At 69.5% G+C, this 17,452-nt stretch carries 17 protein-coding genes; 10 read left to right on the top strand and 7 right to left on the bottom strand.

Features of this window, described 5'->3' with window-relative positions; genetic code table 11:
• Window positions 1-393, bottom strand: coding sequence for an oxidoreductase (locus ACT3UN_RS07260; protein ID WP_444656810.1), 393 nt, complete (start codon window positions 391-393; stop codon window positions 1-3).
• A gap of 254 nt (window positions 394-647) precedes the next feature.
• Here ACT3UN_RS07260 and sucB point away from each other — a divergent pair, with 254 nt between their 5' ends.
• The 4 genes from sucB (at window position 648) to ACT3UN_RS07280 (ending at window position 5,116) form a co-directional block, all read left to right on the top strand.
• Window positions 648-2,360: a 2-oxoglutarate dehydrogenase, E2 component, dihydrolipoamide succinyltransferase gene (gene sucB, locus ACT3UN_RS07265; RefSeq protein WP_301442524.1), complete on the top strand. Its 1,713-nt coding sequence runs from the start codon at window positions 648-650 to the stop codon at window positions 2,358-2,360.
• A gap of 54 nt (window positions 2,361-2,414) precedes the next feature.
• Window positions 2,415-3,152, top strand: coding sequence for a lipoyl(octanoyl) transferase LipB (gene lipB, locus ACT3UN_RS07270; protein ID WP_301442525.1), 738 nt, complete (start codon window positions 2,415-2,417; stop codon window positions 3,150-3,152).
• Window positions 3,153-3,226: 74 nt separating this feature from the next.
• Window positions 3,227-4,273 carry a lipoyl synthase gene (gene lipA, locus ACT3UN_RS07275; protein WP_444656811.1) on the top strand — a complete coding sequence of 349 codons (1,047 nt, stop codon included), beginning with the start codon at window positions 3,227-3,229 and terminating at the stop codon, window positions 4,271-4,273.
• A gap of 66 nt (window positions 4,274-4,339) precedes the next feature.
• Complete coding sequence (locus ACT3UN_RS07280) at window positions 4,340-5,116, top strand: DUF4191 domain-containing protein (protein WP_441583026.1); 777 nt, start codon at window positions 4,340-4,342, stop codon at window positions 5,114-5,116.
• Window positions 5,117-5,284: 168 nt separating this feature from the next.
• On the opposite strand, the gene ACT3UN_RS07285 is transcribed toward ACT3UN_RS07280, so the two are convergent.
• Window positions 5,285-5,773, bottom strand: coding sequence for an RDD family protein (locus ACT3UN_RS07285; RefSeq protein ID WP_301443243.1), 489 nt, complete (start codon window positions 5,771-5,773; stop codon window positions 5,285-5,287).
• 371 nt (window positions 5,774-6,144) lie between these two features.
• Between ACT3UN_RS07285 and glnA the strand changes: the two genes are divergently transcribed.
• Window positions 6,145-7,581 (top strand): type I glutamate--ammonia ligase, encoded by a 1,437-nt coding sequence (glnA, locus tag ACT3UN_RS07290; protein ID WP_301443237.1) that lies wholly within the window; start codon window positions 6,145-6,147, stop codon window positions 7,579-7,581.
• Between the two features lie 195 nt (window positions 7,582-7,776).
• Here the strand turns inward: glnA and ACT3UN_RS07295 are convergent, their stop codons facing one another.
• Both ACT3UN_RS07295 and ACT3UN_RS07300 read right to left on the bottom strand, forming a co-directional pair.
• The gene (locus tag ACT3UN_RS07295) at window positions 7,777-8,967 is read right to left on the bottom strand and encodes an acyl-CoA dehydrogenase family protein (protein WP_444656812.1); all 1,191 of its coding nucleotides are present in this window, start codon (window positions 8,965-8,967) and stop codon (window positions 7,777-7,779) included.
• 13 nt (window positions 8,968-8,980) lie between these two features.
• Window positions 8,981-10,141, bottom strand: coding sequence for an acyl-CoA dehydrogenase family protein (locus ACT3UN_RS07300; protein ID WP_441579294.1), 1,161 nt, complete (start codon window positions 10,139-10,141; stop codon window positions 8,981-8,983).
• 186 nt (window positions 10,142-10,327) lie between these two features.
• Here ACT3UN_RS07300 and ACT3UN_RS07305 point away from each other — a divergent pair, with 186 nt between their 5' ends.
• The gene (locus tag ACT3UN_RS07305; RefSeq protein WP_301443240.1) at window positions 10,328-10,999 is read left to right on the top strand and encodes an NAD(P)H-binding protein; all 672 of its coding nucleotides are present in this window, start codon (window positions 10,328-10,330) and stop codon (window positions 10,997-10,999) included.
• 16 nt (window positions 11,000-11,015) lie between these two features.
• On the opposite strand, the gene thiE is transcribed toward ACT3UN_RS07305, so the two are convergent.
• A complete protein-coding gene (gene thiE, locus ACT3UN_RS07310) occupies window positions 11,016-11,711 on the bottom strand; it encodes a thiamine phosphate synthase (RefSeq protein ID WP_301443241.1) in 696 nt (231 codons plus the stop codon).
• A 125-nt stretch (window positions 11,712-11,836) separates the two neighbouring features.
• Here thiE and thiO point away from each other — a divergent pair, with 125 nt between their 5' ends.
• The 4 genes from thiO to moeB are packed head-to-tail and all read left to right on the top strand — an operon-like array spanning window position 11,837 to window position 15,249.
• Window positions 11,837-13,051, top strand: coding sequence for a glycine oxidase ThiO (gene thiO, locus ACT3UN_RS07315; protein ID WP_444656813.1), 1,215 nt, complete (start codon window positions 11,837-11,839; stop codon window positions 13,049-13,051).
• Window positions 13,048-13,266: a sulfur carrier protein ThiS gene (thiS, locus tag ACT3UN_RS07320; RefSeq protein WP_301444213.1), complete on the top strand. Its 219-nt coding sequence runs from the start codon at window positions 13,048-13,050 to the stop codon at window positions 13,264-13,266. The genes thiO and thiS overlap by 4 nt, the downstream gene beginning before the upstream one ends.
• A gap of 7 nt (window positions 13,267-13,273) precedes the next feature.
• Window positions 13,274-14,068 carry a thiazole synthase gene (locus tag ACT3UN_RS07325; RefSeq protein ID WP_441579296.1) on the top strand — a complete coding sequence of 265 codons (795 nt, stop codon included), beginning with the start codon at window positions 13,274-13,276 and terminating at the stop codon, window positions 14,066-14,068.
• Between the two features lie 8 nt (window positions 14,069-14,076).
• Window positions 14,077-15,249 carry a molybdopterin-synthase adenylyltransferase MoeB gene (gene moeB / locus ACT3UN_RS07330; protein ID WP_301444214.1) on the top strand — a complete coding sequence of 391 codons (1,173 nt, stop codon included), beginning with the start codon at window positions 14,077-14,079 and terminating at the stop codon, window positions 15,247-15,249.
• Here moeB and ACT3UN_RS07335 read toward each other — a convergent pair.
• Window positions 15,243-16,607 (bottom strand): MFS transporter, encoded by a 1,365-nt coding sequence (locus ACT3UN_RS07335; RefSeq protein WP_444614819.1) that lies wholly within the window; start codon window positions 16,605-16,607, stop codon window positions 15,243-15,245. The genes moeB and ACT3UN_RS07335 overlap by 7 nt on opposite strands.
• 48 nt (window positions 16,608-16,655) lie before the next feature.
• Window positions 16,656-17,399, bottom strand: a complete 744-nt coding sequence (locus tag ACT3UN_RS07340; protein ID WP_301444324.1) for a sulfite exporter TauE/SafE family protein — start codon at window positions 17,397-17,399, stop codon at window positions 16,656-16,658.
• Window positions 17,400-17,452: the final 53 nt, after the last annotated feature.

The raw sequence follows: 17,452 nt of genomic DNA on the forward strand, positions 1-17,452 counted from the left end.
TCACTCCCCGTCCGCGCGGCGCTCCTCGAAGCGCGCCCGGCGCTCCTGCTGCTCGAGACGCTTGCGGATGATCCGGTCGCGTTCGATCCGGTCGCGCATGCGCTGCGGGTAGCCGGTCTTCTCCGCGTCGAACAACCGGACACCGGTGACGTCGGCCACCTCGTCCACGCCGCGGGGACCGCCGATACGCCGGCGCGTCCACTCCCCGGTGGCGTCCACGCGCACCACGGACATCTCGTTGACCAGCGTCTCAGGCTCCACGAACCCCTCCACCCCCTGGCGCTGCGCAGCCCAGTGGCGCAGGTAGTCGAGGTCGTGTTGCCGTGCCTTACCACCCGGGGCCCGGGGCGGGCGGGGTCCGGAACGACGTGATCGGCCAAAGATGTTGAACACGTCACCGATACTAGGTGAACTCCGTACATCCCGACCACGGCCCCGGCTCAGGTCGACTCAGAGCCGGCCTGGGACGGGTCAGGCCCCCGGTTGTGGGAACCCCGTGCCAGCAGAACGACTCCAGCAGCGGTACCATATATAGTATTCGGTCAGAGACCACTTCTCTGTTTTTCTCTGCGTACTTCTCTGGGTACCGCGGACCGATCCACGTACTCCACATCTGTACCCCGTCGTTAACTAGGAGCTTCAACACCATGGCGCACTCCGTCGAAATGCCCGAGCTGGGCGAATCCGTCACAGAAGGCACTGTCACCCAGTGGCTGAAGAAGGTCGGCGACACCGTGGAGGTCGACGAACCCCTGCTCGAGGTCTCCACGGACAAGGTCGACACGGAGATCCCCTCCCCCGCCTCCGGTGTTCTGCTGAAGATCATCGCCGACGAGGACGACACCGTTGACGTCGGTGCCGTCATCGCCGAGATCGGTGAGGAGGGCGAGACCGCAGGTTCCGCCGACTCCGCTGACTCCGCTGACGAGGAGCCGGCCGAGGAGCCTGCCGACGAACCGGCCGAGGAGCCGGCTGCAGAGCCGGCCGCGGAGTCCAAGCCCGCAGCGTCCAACGGCGGTGGCGCGGGCACCGACGTGACGATGCCGGAGCTCGGCGAGTCCGTCACCGAGGGCACCATCACCCAGTGGCTGAAGAAGGTCGGCGACGAGGTCGAGGTCGACGAGCCCCTCCTGGAGGTCTCCACCGACAAGGTCGACACCGAGGTTCCGTCCCCGGTCGCGGGTACGCTGCTGGAGATCCTCGCCGAGGAGGACGACACCATCGACGTCGGCGGTGTGATCGCCCGCGTGGGCGACGCCTCCGCCGCACCGGCCGAGGAGCCCGCCAAGGAGCCGGCCCCGGAGCCCGAGAAGGAGCCGGAGAAGAAGGCCGAGCCCGCCAAGGAGTCGGCACCGGAGCCCAAGAAGGAGGCCCCGAAGAAGGAGGAGCCCAAGGAGGAGAAGGCTCCCGCGTCCGACGCCGGCGAGCCCTCCGACGGCAACCTGCCCTACGTGACCCCGCTGGTGCGCAAGCTCGCCGAGAAGCACGGCGTGGACCTCTCCTCCGTGGAGGGCACCGGTGTCGGTGGACGCATCCGTAAGCAGGACGTCCTCGCCGTCGCCGAGGGTGGCTCCACCAAGAAGGCCGAGAAGGCTCCCGCCAAGGGCGTCGACCCGGAGAAGGCGTCGCTGCGCGGCACCACCCAGAAGGTCAACCGCATCCGTGCGATCACCGCGAAGACCACGCTGGAGTCCCTGCACGGTGCGGCCCAGCTCACGCAGGTCCACGAGGTCGACATGACCCACGTCGCCGAGCTGCGCAAGGCGTCCAAGGCCGCCTTCCAGGACAAGCACGGCCTGAACCTCACGTTCCTGCCGTTCTTCGCCAAGGCCATCGTGGAGGCGCTGGTCGCCCACCCGAACGTGAACGCGTCCTACAACGCCGACACCCAGGAGATGACCTACCACGGCAAGGTGAACCTCGGCATCGCCGTGGACACCAAGGACGGCCTGCTGTCCCCGGTCATCCACGACGCGCAGGACATGTCCCTGCCGGAGCTGGCCCAGGCCATCGCCGACATCGCCGACCGGGCCCGCAACAAGAAGCTCAAGCCGAACGACGTCACCGGTGGCACCTTCACCATCACCAACATCGGCTCCGAGGGCGCGCTGACCGACACCCCGATCCTGGTCCCGCCGCAGGCCGCGATGATCGGCACCGGCGCGATCCGCAAGCGCCCGGTCGTCATCACCGAGGACGGCTCGGACAGCATCGCCATCCGCAGCATGGTCTACCTGCCGATGACCTACGACCACCAGGTCGTCGACGGTGCTGACGCCGGACGGTTCCTGACCACCGTCCGCGACCGCCTGGAGAACATCGACTTCAGCTCCGACCTGGAGATCGGAGTCCGCTCCTGACCCCGTCCTACCCCGTCCCCGCACTTGTGCGGCGGCGGGGTAGAGTCGTTAGTCATGGGATATCAACACGGATCCATCCGGCTGTCGGACTCTCCGGTCACCGTCGACGACCTCGGGACGGTGGACTACCTGTCCACCTGGGACCGTCAGGCCGAACTCGCCCGCCGCCGTGCCGACGGCGAGATCGACGACACCGTGCTCCTGCTCCAGCACCCGCCGACCTACACCGCCGGCAAACGCACCCAGCCCGAGGACCTGCCCACCAACGGCCTGCCCGTCGTCGACGTGGACCGCGGTGGCCGGATCACCTGGCACGGGCCGGGGCAGCTCGTCGCCTACCCGATCGTGAAGCTCGCCGACCCGATCGACGTGGTCGACTACGTCCGTCGGATCGAGGAGGCCGTCCTCGCGACGTGCCGTGAGGTCGGGCTGGAGAACGCCGGACGCGTCCCCGGACGCTCCGGCGTGTGGCTGCCCGCCGGGCTGCGCCGCGGCGAGCTCGTCCCCGCCCGGAAGGTCGCCGCCGTCGGCATCCGCGTCACCCGCGGGGTCACGATGCACGGTGTGGCACTGAACTGCGACAACACCCTGGAGTACTACGACCACATCGTGCCCTGCGGCCTGGCGGACACCGGGGTGACCACCCTGTCGGAGGAACTGGGCCGCGACGTGACCGTCGCCGACGTCACCGGGATCTTCACCGGACACCTGCTCGACGCACTGGACGGGGCGCTCGAGATGTCGGAGGTGGACGTCCCGGAGGAGCTCGCACACGGCGCCGTACCGTCCTGAACAGGCTTTTTGGTCTGCTTTCGACGATGGGAGTCAGTTAGCGTCACTGAACGATGCAGCGTAGGGTGGGGGCCGTGACTGTTACATCAGACGGACGACGACTTCTCCGCATCGAGGCGAAGAACTCCCAGACCCCCATCGAGCAGAAGCCGCGGTGGATCCGCACGCAGGCCAAGATGGGCCCGGAATACCGTGACATGAAGTCCCGGGTCGCCGGTGCCGGGCTGCACACGGTGTGCCAGGAGGCCGGCTGCCCCAACATCCACGAGTGCTGGGAGGAACGCGAGGCGTCCTTCCTCATCGGTGGCGACACCTGTTCTCGTCGATGTGACTTCTGCCAGATCAAGTCCGGCAAGCCCACCCCGCTGGACCGTGACGAGCCGCGCCGCGTGGCGGAGAACATCCGCGAGATGGACCTGCGCTACGCCACCATCACCGGCGTGACCCGCGACGACCTCGACGACGAGGGCGCGTGGCTGTACGCCGAGATCGTGCGCAAGGTCCACGAGGTCAACCCGCACACCGGCGTGGAGAACCTCACCCCGGACTTCTCCGCGAAGCCCGACCTGCTGGCCGAGGTCTTCGAGGCACGCCCCGAGGTCTTCGCCCACAACCTGGAGACCGTGCCGCGCATCTTCAAGCGCATCCGTCCGGCCTTCCGCTACGACCGGTCCCTGGAGGTCATCCGTGCCGCCCGTGACTTCGGCCTGGTGACGAAGTCGAACCTGATCCTGGGCATGGGTGAGACGGCCGAGGAGGTGCAGTCCTCCCTGACCGACCTGAAGGACGCCGGCTGCGACATCATCACCATCACCCAGTACCTGCGCCCGACCTCGATGCACCACCCGATCGAGCGGTGGGTGAAGCCGGAGGAGTTCATGGAGCACTCCGAGTTCGCCAAGGAGCTCGGCTTCGGTGCGGTCATGTCCGGCCCGTTGGTCCGTTCGTCCTACCGTTCCGGGCGTCTCTACGCCGAGGCCAAGGCCGCCCGCGGCGAGTCGCTTCCGGACAACCTCACCCACCTCGGCGAGACCCTGGGGTCCACCACCAGCCAGGAGGCCAGCACCCTGCTGGACAAGTACGGCCCGTCGGTCGAGACCCCGGTCTCGTCCGCCCGGTAAGTTGTTCCCCGCCCCGGCGGATGGCCGTTGTCGGTCCTGGGGCTCCGATGTTCTAAGGTAGGCGGTATGGCGAAGGATCCCCGGGAGAAAGAAAACAAGCGGCTCGAGAAGGCCGCCAAGAAGTCACGTCGCAAGCAGACGCGAGGCCAGATGTGGCAGGCCTTCCAGATGCAGCGCAAGAAGGACAAGAAGCTCATCCCCTACATGCTGCTGGGGTTCCTTGTCCCGGTGCTGGTCATGCTGGGGCTCAGCTACTTCTTCGGCTGGTGGTGGCTGAACCTCATCGTGGGTATCGCCATCGGTGTGATGGTGGGCTTCTGGGTCTTCTCCCGCCGTCTGCAGGCCGGTGTGTACGACCAGATCGAGGGCGAGGCAGGTGCCGCCGGTTGGGCGCTGCAGAACCTGCGTGACGGTGTCGGCGTCAAGTGGATCACCGAGACCGCCGTGGCCTCGAACACCCACATGGACGCCATCCACCGCGTGGTCGGCGTGCCCGGTGTGGTGCTCGTCGGCGAGGGAAGCCGGCACCGTCTGAAGCCGATGATGGCCCAGGAGCGCAAGCGTCTGGCCCGCATCCTCGGCAACACCCCGATCTACGACGTGTACGTCGGCGAGGGTGAGGACGAGGTCCAGATCCGCAAGCTGCAGAACCACCTGGTCCGTCTGCCGCGCAACATCAAGAAGAACGAGGTCGACGGCCTCAACAGCAAGGTGGAGTCGATCGCCCGCCTGCACTCGCGTGAGTCGATGCTCCCGAAGGGTCCGATGCCGCGCAACGCCGCGAACCCGGCCGGCGTGAACCGCCGTGCCCGTCGCGCCGCCCAGCGCAACAAGAAGGGCTGACCCCTCTCCCAGAGGGCCTGAAGAACCCCCGGGGACCGTCCGACACGTGGACGGTTCCCGGGGGTTCCTCGTACGTCGCGCCGCAGTGCACGAAACCCCGCGCGGATGTCGGTCTGAGGGGTCAGGACCACCATCCGCGCGGGGTTTCGTGTGCGAGGTCCGCGACGGTCAGCGGGTGCGGATCACCGCGGTACCCGTCGCCCGGTCGTGCATGCCGCGACTGTCGGTGTCCTGGATCAGCGGCGGGAACAGGAAGATGGTCAGCACGGTGCGCACCACCGCGCGCACGAAGCCGACACGGGCGTCCGGGTCGTCCACGCGGGCGACGCCGATGCCGAGCAGTGCGTGGCCCGGTGACTGCCCGAACAGCCACACCGTGACGACCCGCCACACGACCCAGACCATCAGCACCACGGTGGACACCCCGCCCAGCGCGTCGGTCATCTGGGTGATGAAGAAGGCGATGCCGTAGCAGATCAGCCAGTCCACCAGAAGAGCCAGCGTGCGCGGGAAGATCGGGGAGACCGAGCCCGGCCCGGACGCAGGCAGTCCGAGCAGTTTGCCCGGGTAGGAGCTCAGGTCGTGGGGGTCCTCGTACTTGCCGGGGACCTGGGGCCCCTCCAGCCAACTCGGTTGCCGGGCACGGTCCTCCCGCATGCCTTTGCGACGCTGACGACGCTCATCACCGGTACCACTGCTGTTCTGCCGTTTCGCCATGATGCTCAAGCGTACCGGCCCTGTGACGGCCCCCCAATTCTGCGGTGGTACACCCCGACTGTGCACACCCGAATGCCACTGCCCGTATCCTTGAGGTCACGCCCCGGCCGGGGACGACCATTTCGGCCCCGGAGCGCAACCCCTTTCGTCCCACCGGCAGTGACGACCAGTTACACGCCGGTAACATTGGATTGACATTAGGGCAACAACCCCACAATAGAATCGCTCCCGACGCACCCGGCAGGGTGAAATCCCATCGTGAGACAACGAGACAACGAGTTGGGTCGAACATGACTGCAAGGAGTCCAGAAGTGGCATTTAAGACGGCCGAAGAGGTCACGAAGTACATCGCGGACAACGACATCGAGTTCGTCGACGTCCGATTCACTGACGTCCCCGGCGTGGAGCAGCACTTCACCATTCCCGCGGCCGCCTTCGACGAGGACGCCATCGAGACCGGCCTGGCCTTCGACGGCTCCTCGGTCCGCGGCTTCACCACCATCGACGAGTCGGACATGAACCTGCTGCCCGACCTGGCGACGGCGAAGGTCGACCCGTTCCGCAAGACCAAGACCCTGAACGTGAAGTTCTTCGTCCACGACCCGTTCACCCGTGAGCCCTTCTCCCGGGACCCGCGCAACGTCGCCCGCAAGGCCGAGGAATACCTCGCGTCCACCGGCATCGCCGACACCTGCAACTTCGGCCTGGAGGCCGAGTTCTACCTCTTCGACAAGGTGCGCTACTCCGCCGACCAGAACTCCGCGTTCTACGAGGTCGACTCCAACGAGGGCTGGTGGAACCGCGGTAAGGACACCAACACCGACGGCACCCCGAACACCGGCTACAAGACCCGCGTCAAGGGCGGTTACTTCCCGGTCCCGCCGTACGACCAGACCGTGGACGTGCGCGACGAGATGGTGAAGAACCTCGCGGCCTCCGGTTACGACCTCGAGCGCTTCCACCACGAGGTGGGCACCGGTGGACAGCAGGAGATCAACTACAAGTTCAACACCCTGCTGCACGCCGCCGACGACCTGCAGTCGTTCAAGTACATCATCAAGAACACCGCCGCCGCCCACGGCAAGTCGGCGACGTTCATGCCGAAGCCGCTGGCCGGTGACAACGGTTCGGGCATGCACGCCCACCAGTCGCTGTGGAAGGACGGCAAGCCGCTGTTCCACGACGAGGCAGGCTACGCCGGCCTGTCCGACCTGGCCCGCTACTACATCGGCGGCATCCTGCACCACGCCGGTGCGGTCCTGGCGTTCACCAACCCCACGCTGAACTCCTACCACCGTCTGGTGCCGGGCTTCGAGGCCCCCATCAACCTGGTCTACTCGCAGCGTAACCGCTCCGCCGCGGTGCGTATCCCGATCACCGGCTCCAACCCGAAGGCCAAGCGCCTCGAGTTCCGCGCGCCGGACCCCTCGGGCAACCCCTACCTGGGTATGGCAGCGATGATGCTCGCCGGCCTCGACGGCATCAAGAACCGCATCGAGCCGCACGCCCCGGTCGACAAGGACCTCTACGAGCTTCCCCCGGAGGAGGCCGCCACCATCCCGACCGCGCCGACCTCCCTCGAGGCCGCGCTGAAGGCCCTGGAGGACGACAACGAGTTCCTCACCGAGGGTGGCGTCTTCACCGACGACCTGCTGGAGACCTACATCGCGTACAAGTACGAGAATGAGATCTCCCCGGCCCGTCTGCGCCCGACCCCGCACGAGTTCGAGCTGTACTACGACTGCTAGTCCGGTACACCTCGACGGCACGGAGCCGAACCCCCGCCACACGTTCTTGTGGCGGGGGTTCTCCCGTATGTCTGCCGGACGCCCTGCCGGTCGCCCGGACGACGCCCCCGCGTCACGTGCCGGATCCGTCCCTCCGCCGGCACGCGAAGACCGAATCCGGCACGCGGCGCGGGGTGCTCCGTGTGGTGCCCCGTCCTAGCCGTAGGTGAACAGTTGGTTGTTCAGCAGCGCACTCGGCGTATCCACCAGCCCCTTGGACGCCACACCCTCTCCCCTGGCCTCGAGTACGCCGCCGTAGAGCTGCCGGAAGCCGGTCAACGCCGCCGCGTAGTGGCTGACCGCGGTCTCGTAGGTCACGCCGATGCCACCGTGCAGCTGGATCGACTCCTCGGCCACCACCCGGGCCTGCCGGGCGAGGAAGACGTAGCTGTCCAACGCCGCGGCCTCGAGCTCCTCAAGACCAATTTCGCCGTTGTCTGCCGCCTCTGCCGTCTCCGCCATGGCCGCAGCCCACAGGGCGGTGGAACGGGCCAGCTCCACGTCCGAGTACAGCTGGGCGGCCCTGTGTGTCAGCACCTGGAAGTTGTTGAGGGTCACGCCGAACTGCTTGCGGACCTTCAGGTACTCCACGGTCCGCGTCATCGCCGCGCCCATCAGCCCCGCCGCCCGACCGCCCTCGACGACACGCGCCAGTGCGACGGCACGGCGCAGAGCCTGTTCCGGCGCCTGTTCCGGTGCCTGCTCCGAGCCGTCGCCGTCGAGCCGCTCGGCCGGGGCGTCGCGGAACTCCACACTCCCGACCGGGGCCCACTGCGCGTCACGGTGGACGCTCACCGTCACGCCGTCGTCGGCGGTGACGAGGTAGACGCCGAGGGCACCGTCCTGCACCGCGGTGACGAGGAAGGCGTCCACGTCGCCGGGGGCGGCGACCGCCCGCTTGGTGCCGCTGAGCCGACCGTCGACGACGGTGGCGCCACGCGGGTCGGACCAGCCCGTGCCCGCTTCGGCGTGGGCGAGCGCCACGAGCCGCTCACCGGTGGCGATGCCCGGCAACCATGTCGACTTCTGGTCCTCTGAGCCGAGGTCCTGCAGCAGCCACGCCGGGACGTGCGCCAGGTCGGTGACCGGTTCGGGGACGACGAGGTCGCCGAGCACGCCGGCGGCGGCGTAGGCCTCGCCCACGCCCGCCCCCGCGCCGTCGTACCTCTCGTCGATGACGAGGCCCGTCATCCCGAGTTCCGCGGCCTGCCGCCAGAGGTCCCGGCGGAAGGTGAGCGCCCCGTCCGGGGCGTCGGCACCACTGGTGGGGTCGTCCTCGGCGCCGGAGAAGACGCTGCGGACGGAGTCGGCGAGCATGCGCTGCTCGTCTGTCAGGGAAAGATCCATGGTCGTGTCGCTCCTAGAGTCCGAGGATGGCCTTGGCGATGACGTTCGCCTGGACCTCGTTGGTGCCCCCGTAGATGGAGACCTTGCGGTTGTTGAGGTAGCGCACGACGGCATCGCCGTGCTCGTCCCCGTGCTCGTCACCGGTGATCTCGACGGCGTCGCTGCCGAGCGCCTCGACGGCCAGCTCGTTGATCTCCTGGAGCAGGCGGCTGCCCTCGATCTTCAGCATCGAGGACAGCGGGCTGGGCTTACCGTCCGTGCTCGTGGCGGTCACCCGCAGCTGCGTGGCCTCGACCGCCTTGAGCCGCAGCTTCACGTCGTAGAGGCGGTCGCGGAACAGGGGGTCGTCGATCACGCAGCGCCCGCCGAGGGTGCGCTGCGCCGCCGCCTCCACGACGTCGGCGTACTGGCGTTGGCTCGTGCCGACCTGGGTGATGCCGTTGCGCTCGTTGCCGAGCAGGAACTTGGCGTAGGTCCAGCCCTTGTTCTCCTCTCCGACGAGGTTCTCCACCGGGATGCGCACGTCGGTGAAGAAGAACTCGTTGACCTCCACGGACCCGTCGATCAGGCGGATGGGGCGGCGCTCGATGCCCGGGGTGTCCAGGTCGACGAGCAGAAAGGAGATCCCCTGCTGCTTCTTCGGCGCCGAGGGGTCGGTACGGGCCAGCAGGAACATCCACTCGCCGTACTGGCCCAGCGTGGTCCAGGTCTTCTGCCCGTTGACCACGTAGTGGTCGCCGTCGCGCACGGCGGTTGTCGACAGGCCCGCCAGGTCGGAGCCTGCGCCGGGTTCGGAGAAGCCCTGCGCCCACCAGATGTCCAGGTTGGCGGTCTTCGCCAGGAACCGGTCCTTGATCTCCTCGCTGCCGAACGCGGCGATCACGGGGCCGACCATGCCGGTGTTGAAGGCCAGCGGTTCAGGGATGCCGGCCCGCTGCAGTTCGTTGGTGTAGATGTGGGACTGGACGGGGGTCCAGTCCTGCCCGCCGTACTCGACCGGCCAGTGCGGGACGGCGACACCGTGGTGGTTCAGGACGCGCTGCGCGGCGACGATGTCGTCGCGGGTGACGTGGCCGGCGCGCATGCGGTCGCGGATCTCCGCGGGCACGTCAGCGAAAATACCGCGGAGTCTGTCGCGGAAGGCGACGTCCTCCTCCGAGAGCTCGAGATTCACGGGCACTGCTCCTCACATATGTGCTGCATCACTGATCTTCATGGAACGTGACCCAGACTACGCCCGCGACCACACGCGGAGACGAAGCAGACGGCGCATCCGGAATAGACCGCACGGTCCACCTGTTGTGGGGAGGGACGGCGACCAGAGACGGCACCGTCACACCACACCAACAGGAGGCACAACATGACGAACATTCTCATCATCGGCGGGCACGGCAAGGTCGGACTGCTGGCAGCACCGAAACTCGTCAAGGACGGCTTCGAGGTCACGTCCCTCATCCGCAACCCCGACCAGACCGCGGAGATCGAGTCGCTCGGCGCCTCCGCCCTGGTCAAGGACGTCACCGCCCTCACCCCGGCACAGTGGGACGACGTACTCGCAGGCTTCGACGTGGTGGTGTGGACCGCCGGCAACGGTGGCCGGGCAGGTCAGGACGTGACCTACGCGGTCGACCGCGACGCCGCCCTGGCCGTCATCGACTCCCTCGAGCGGCTGCGTGACTCCGGCGACGCCGGTACCACGCCCCGCTACATCAACGTCTCCTACGCCGGTGCGCGCAACCACACCGTGCCGGAGAGCGACGACTTCTTCGCCTACGCGGACTCGAAGAAGACCGTCGACGACCGCCTCGTCGCCACCGAGGGCCTGGACTACGTGATCCTCGGCCCGGCCGCGCTCACCGAGGAGCCGGCCGGCGGCTTCGCCCCGGTCACCGCCGACCTGGACCGCGCCGACTCGCACACCGCGCGTGAACTCGTCGCCGACGCCGTGGTGGAGTTCGCCGGACGCGACACCGTGTCCGGTCAGCGCACCGTCGAGTTCGTCGACGGCGAGCGCCCCGTCAGCGAGCTCTAACTCGCCGCACCTCCGCTCAGGGGCCCCGCAGGATCCCCTTGAGCCCCGCCGCCGCGGCCCGCGGGTCGTCGGCGGTGGTCACCCCACGCACGACCACCGCGCGGCGTCCCCCGGCCGCGACGACCGCCGGCAGGGTCGCCTCGTTGACCCCGCCGATGGTGAACCAGGGTTTCGTGCTCCCGGCCGCGTCGAGCATCTCCGCGGTACGGGTCACCAGTTCCAGGCCGGTGGCGGTCCGCCCCGGCTTCGTCGGGGTCTCCCACACCGGGCCGGTGCAGAAGTAGTCCAGTGCGTCGTCCCGCATCGCCGCCCTCGCCTGCTCGGCCGAGTGGGTCGACAGGCCCACCAGCACGTCGGGCCCCACGATCCGCCGCGCCTGCGCGACGCTCAGGTCGTCCTGCCCGACGTGCAGTACGTCCGCCCCCACCAGGACCGCGACGTCCGCCCGGTCGTTGACGGCGACGAGTCCGTCGTGCTCGGCGGCGACGCCGGACAGCACCTGCAGCGCGGCAATCTCCTCGCTGGTACTGACCGAACGGTCACGGATCTGCACGATGTCCACGCCCCCGTCGAAGGCGGCGTGCAGGAAGTCCTCCAGGTCGCCCTGCTCCCGGCGCGCCGTGGTGCACAGGTAGAGCGAGGCGTCCTGCAGTCGGCTGCGACGCCGGGAGCCTGTCGTGGCGGGGTCGTTCGTGCGCTGCTGCGGGTCCATGTGGTGTGATGGTAGTCGTTAAGCGAACGACGGGAGCCCCCGACGCCGGGGCTGAGAGGACCGGGGCACACCGGTCGACCGTTCACACCTGATGCGGATCATGCCGCCGGAGGAACAGAACGCAGATGCCCGACATTCTTGTCGTCGGCGCCGGGGTGATCGGGCTGAGTACGGCCTGGTCGCTACGGCAGGCCGGACACACCGTCACCGTCGTCGACCCCGCCCCGGGGTCCGGCGCCAGCCGTGCCGCCGCCGGCATGCTCGCCGCGGTCAGCGAGGTCGTGCACGGCCACGACCGGATCCGCCCGCTGATGCTCGCCTCCGCCGCCGCCTACCCGGAGTTCATCGCCGGGCTGGAGGACGCCGTGGGCCACCCGGTGGGTTACCGCGCCACTGCCACGCTGGGGGTGGGTGCCACGCGCGGTGACGTGGCGGCGTTGTCCGACCTTGCCGAGGTGCAGCGTGCCGGGGGCATGTCGGTGGAGCAGCTCACCGTGCGGCAGGCCCGGCGGCTGGAGCCTGCGCTGTCTCCGGGGATCGCCGGGGCGTTCCTGCTCGCCGACGACCACCAGGTCGACCCGCGCATGCTGGTGGACGCCCTCCTGGAGGCGCTCACGGCGCCGAACGACGCGAGCGGCGCGCCCGGCGTCCCGGGCCCGGCGGGAACGCTGCACCGTGGCCGCGTCCGGACCGTCCTGCGTGAGGACGGTAGCGGGGCCGTGACGGGGGTGCTGCTCGACGACGGCACCCGCCTGCACGCCGACACCACCGTGCTGAGCCCCGGTCTCGCCCTGTCCGACATCGGCGGGCTGCCGGAGGCGGCACGCGTCGCGCTGCGCCCGGTGCACGGCGACATCCTGCGCGCCCGCCTGCGCCCGGGGCGTCCTGCACTGCTGGAACGCACCGTGCGCGGCCTCGTGGACGGCCGGCCGGTCTACCTCGTGCCCCGGCAGGACGGGGGCATGGTGATCGGGGCGACCGAACGCGAGGACGGCTTCGACGGCGTCTCCCTCGAGGGCGCCCACCAGCTGCTGCGCGACGCGCAGATCCTGGTGCCCGGTGCCGCCGACCTGGAGCTCACCGAGATGCTCGCCCGCGCCCGGCCCGGCACCCCCGACGACATCCCCTACCTGGGCCCGGTGCCCGGAGACGACGGTGCGGTGGACGGGGTGCTGGTGTGCACCGGCCACTCGCGTCACGGGGTGCTGCTGGCGCCGGTGAGCGCCCGGCTCGTCGGCGCGCTCGTCAGCGACTCTGCCGGCTCTGCCGGCTCTGCGGATCCTGCCGACACCTCCCTGCTCGCCACCACCTCCCTGGAAAGGACCCTGGACCAACCATGAACCAGATCACCGTCAACGGCACGCCGCGCAGCGTGGACCCGCAGACCACGGTCAGCGACGTCGTCTCCGACGTCACCGGACAGGACCCGGACTCCGACCAGCTCGGCGTGGCCGTGGCCCTGGACTCCGGCATCGTGCCGCGCAGCCGCTGGGCCAGCACCGTGACGCCCGACGGCGCGCAGGTCGAGATCATCACCGCGATGCAGGGAGGCTAGGCGCACCGTGAACACCGACGCACTAACCATCGGCTCGAGCACCCTGGGCTCCCGCCTGATCACCGGCACCGGCGGGGCGACCTCCCTGGAGGTGCTGGAGGACGCGCTCACCGCGTCCGGCACGACGATGACCACCGTCGCCCTGCGCCGCTTCGACCCCACCACCGGCACCTCCCTGTTCGGGCTGCTGTCCCGCCTGGGCATCGACGTGCTGCCGAACACCGCCGGCTGCTACACCACCCGCGACGCCCTGCTCACCGCCCGCCTGGGACGAGAGGCGCTCGGCACGAACCGGGTGAAGCTGGAGATCCTCGCCGACGACCGCACCCTGCTGCCCGACGTCGTGGAACTCGTCGACGCCACCGAACAACTCACCGCCGACGGTTTCGAGGTCTACGCCTACACCTCCGACGACCCGGTGGTGGCCCGCACCCTGGAGTCCGCCGGGGCGGTCGCGGTGATGCCGCTGGGCTCGCCGATCGGCACGGGCCTGGGGGTGCTCAACCCGCACAACATCGCCATGATCTGCGAAAACGCCACCGTACCGGTGATCCTCGACGCCGGGGTGGGCACCGCCTCCGACGCGACGCTGGCCATGGAGCTCGGCTGCGACGGGGTGCTGCTGGCCAGCGCGGTGACCCGCGCGCAGGACCCGGCGGCGATGGCCCTGGCCATGCGCCACGCCGTGGAGGCCGGGCGCCTCGCCCGCGGCGCCGGACGCATCCCACGGCGCCCGTGGGCGCGCGGCGCGGTGGCGTCCTCCCCGCAGGACGGGCTGATCGACCCGGCGGGAGTGCAGTGAATCCCCCTGTGAAACCTCTCCCGAATCCCCTCGTCGAACCGGGTCCGCAGCTCACCGCGCAGGAGTCCGCGCGCTACGCCCGGCACCTGAGCCTGCCGGAGATCGGGGTGACCGGGCAGCGTCGGCTCAAGGCGGCCCGGGTGCTCGTCGTCGGCGCCGGCGGGCTGGGCTCGCCGGTGCTGCAGTACCTCGCCGCCGCCGGGGTGGGCACCCTGGGCATCGTGGACGACGACGTGGTGGAGGTCAGCAACCTGCAACGCCAGGTCGTGCACCGCATCGATGCTGTCGGTGAACCCAAGGTCGACTCCGCCGCCGACGCCGTGGCCGGGATCAACCCGCTGGTCACCGTGGAACGACACGGAATGCGCCTGGGGGCCGCACAAGCCGTGGAGCTGGTCGGCGGCTACGACCTCGTCGTCGACGGTGCCGACAACTTCGCCACCCGCTACCTGGTCTCCGACGCCTGCACCCTGACCTCCACCCCGTGCGTGTGGGGCTCGGTGCTGCGCTTCGAGGGCCGGGTGTCGGTGTTCTGGTCGGGCCCCTCGCACGACGGGATCACCTACCGTGACCTGCACCCGGACCCTCCCCCGCCCGGATCGGTGCCCAGTTGCGCCGCCGGTGGGGTTGTCGGGGCACTGCCCGGCACGCTGGGGTCGTTGATGGCGTCCGAGGTGGTGAAGCTAGTCACCGGGTGCGGTGAGCCACTGTACGGACGGGTGCTGCTGCACGATGCGCTGGCGATGAGCTTCCGTGAGCTGCGTGTCCTCCCCGACCCCGAGGCACCCCTGGTCACCTCGGTGCAGGACATGACGCAGGCGTGCTCACCCGGGCCCGGACCCGCTGTGGCTGCGACGGTGTCGGTCGACGAGCTGGACGCCCGGCTGCGGTCCGGCGCGGTGCTGGTGGACGTGCGCGAGGACTGGGAGCGCGACATCGTGTCGATCCCCGGGGCGCGGGCCGTCCCCCTGGCCGCCCTGCAGCAGGCCGGTGCCGACGCCCTGCCGGACGGCGTCGGCGGGCGGGACGTGATCTTCCACTGCCGTTCCGGGGCGCGCTCGGCACTGGCGGTGGACGCCGTGGCGTCCTCCTTCGCCGGACGTGAGGAGTCCGTGACGCACCTGGACGGCGGCGTCCTGGAGTGGGTGCGTGTCCTGCACCCGGGGCTGCCGACCTACTGAGCAGCCTCGTCCGCGCTATCGGCTGTGGCTGTGGCAGTGGCAGTGGCTGCGGCAGTCCGGTCACGCCAGCGTTGCATCTTCACCCTGCTGACCAGCAGGCCCACGATGCCGAACACCCAGACCACCCCGAGGGCGCACCAGGCGAGGCGGAAGTCGCCCCAGGTGTAGTCCCCGCCGTCGGAGACCGCGTCCAGCACCAGCCCGGCGGCCTGGGCCGCGACCATCGCCGCGAGGAAGCCGCCCATGTTCGACAGGCCCGTCGCCGTGGCGGTGAACCTGCGGTCGACCTCCTCACGCACGGTGTCGAAACCGTAGTTCGCCACCGGGGCCAGCCCAGGCACGATGACGTTGACCACCGCGACGGCCACCAGACCACGCGGGTCCGGGGACATGAAGAACACCGCCCAGGTCGTCGCCACGATCAGCGTGGCGACCAGGGTGACCTCGGGGCGTCGGCGCCTGGCCCGCCCCGAGATCACGCCCATCACCGGGCCCAGGACAACGCTGACGACCATGTTGAGCACCAGGATCCCCGAGGCCTGCGACCCGCTCAGGCCCATGCCCAACGTCATCAGGGGCACTCCCCACAGCAGGGTGAAGACGACCTGGCTCATCAGCGTGAAGTGGATGAAGAAGCCGAGCCAGCAGGCGGGCTGGCGGACCACGAAGGCCAACGTGGCCCGGATCCCGCGCCGCTCGTCCCGCCCCCGGTCCGTCCCCCGGTCCTTCCCTGCGTCCGTGAGCGTGCGGTCCGGGAACGGGGAGTCCGCCACCGCCACCCACGCCAGCAGCGCCACCAGCACACTTCCCGCCCCCAGCGACAGGAACGCCGGGGACCAGCCGTAGGCGTGCAGCAGCATCGAGAACGGCACGGCGGACATGAACTGGCCGATGTAGCCGAGCCCACCGGTGAGCTGGGTGAACACCGGGGCCTCACGCGGCGGGATCCAGGCGGGCAGGATCCTCATCACCGACAGGAACGCAGTGGCGTCCGCCGACCCGATGATCACCCGGGCGACGATCGCCACCGGATAGGACGTGGTCAGCCCGAGCAGCACCTGACCGAGACCCATCATCAGCGCGCCGACGACAAGCATGCGGCGGGCACCGAAGCGGTCGATGAGCATGCCCATCGGGATCTGGGCGCAGGCGTAGACCCCGAGCTGCACGGAGGTGAACACGGCCAGCCGGGAGGCGTCGATGTGGAACTGGTCCATGGCCTCGACACCGGCGACACCCAGGGAGGTGCGCCCGGTGATCGCGAGGATGTAGGCGATGACCGCGGCGAACCAGACAACCAACGCCCGTCGGCTCAGCCGTCCGGACGGGACAGTTGCTTCTGCAGTTGAATCGCGCACGTGTGCCCACCTTAGACCACCGTGGCCCTGAGGGGGGCCGTGCCCCCGTCAGGCCAGGGCCATCACACCGCGGACGAGCACGGTGGCCGCGCCCAGCGAGGCGATCGTGACGGCCAGCACGCGGGCCTTCTCCCTCTCGATCCGCCGGGCGAAGACCATGCCCGCGGCGATGCCGATGACCATCGCCACCAACGCCGCCGGCCAGATCCCCCACGGCGTGCCGGAGATGTCGCCGGCGCCGGTGGCTACCTTGATGGCGAAGCTGACCACCCCGGAGACGATGAACAGGGGCTGCAGCGTGGCGGAGAAGGTGCGCTGGTCCCAGCGCGACGCCTGGGCGTAGACCGTGATCACCGGGCCGGCGACACCGGCGAGGGTGTTGCTGAACCCGCCGACGATCCCGGAGATCGCGGCGGGCAGTCTCCCGGACATCGGCGGGATGTAGCGCTTGCCGAAGGTGGTGATCCCCAGGGCGACCAGCAGCAGTGCACCGACGACGATCTGCAGGACCGCCGGGGAGATCACGTGGATGAGCCAGGCCCCCGGCACGGCCCCGACGACCATCACCGAGCCGATCAGGGCGAACTTCCCCCAGTCGATGTCGCGGCGCACGGTGACCGTGGACATCGCGGCGTTGACCGCGGCGATCACGTTGATCACCATGATCCCCTCGACCGGACCGAGGGTGATGCTGAGCACCGGCCCACCGACCAGTCCGACCCCCATGCCGGAGACCCGCTGCATGCACGCCCCCACGAGGACCGCCACGAAGACAAGAAGGATAAGTTCCATTCAGGATAATTTATACCCTTGCGGGGCCCCCGCCCGGCACCGGCCCCACCCCG

The sequence above is a fragment of the Corynebacterium sp. AOP12-C2-36 genome (genome assembly GCF_052379185.1).
Classification (GTDB): Bacteria; Actinomycetota; Actinomycetes; order Mycobacteriales; family Mycobacteriaceae; genus Corynebacterium.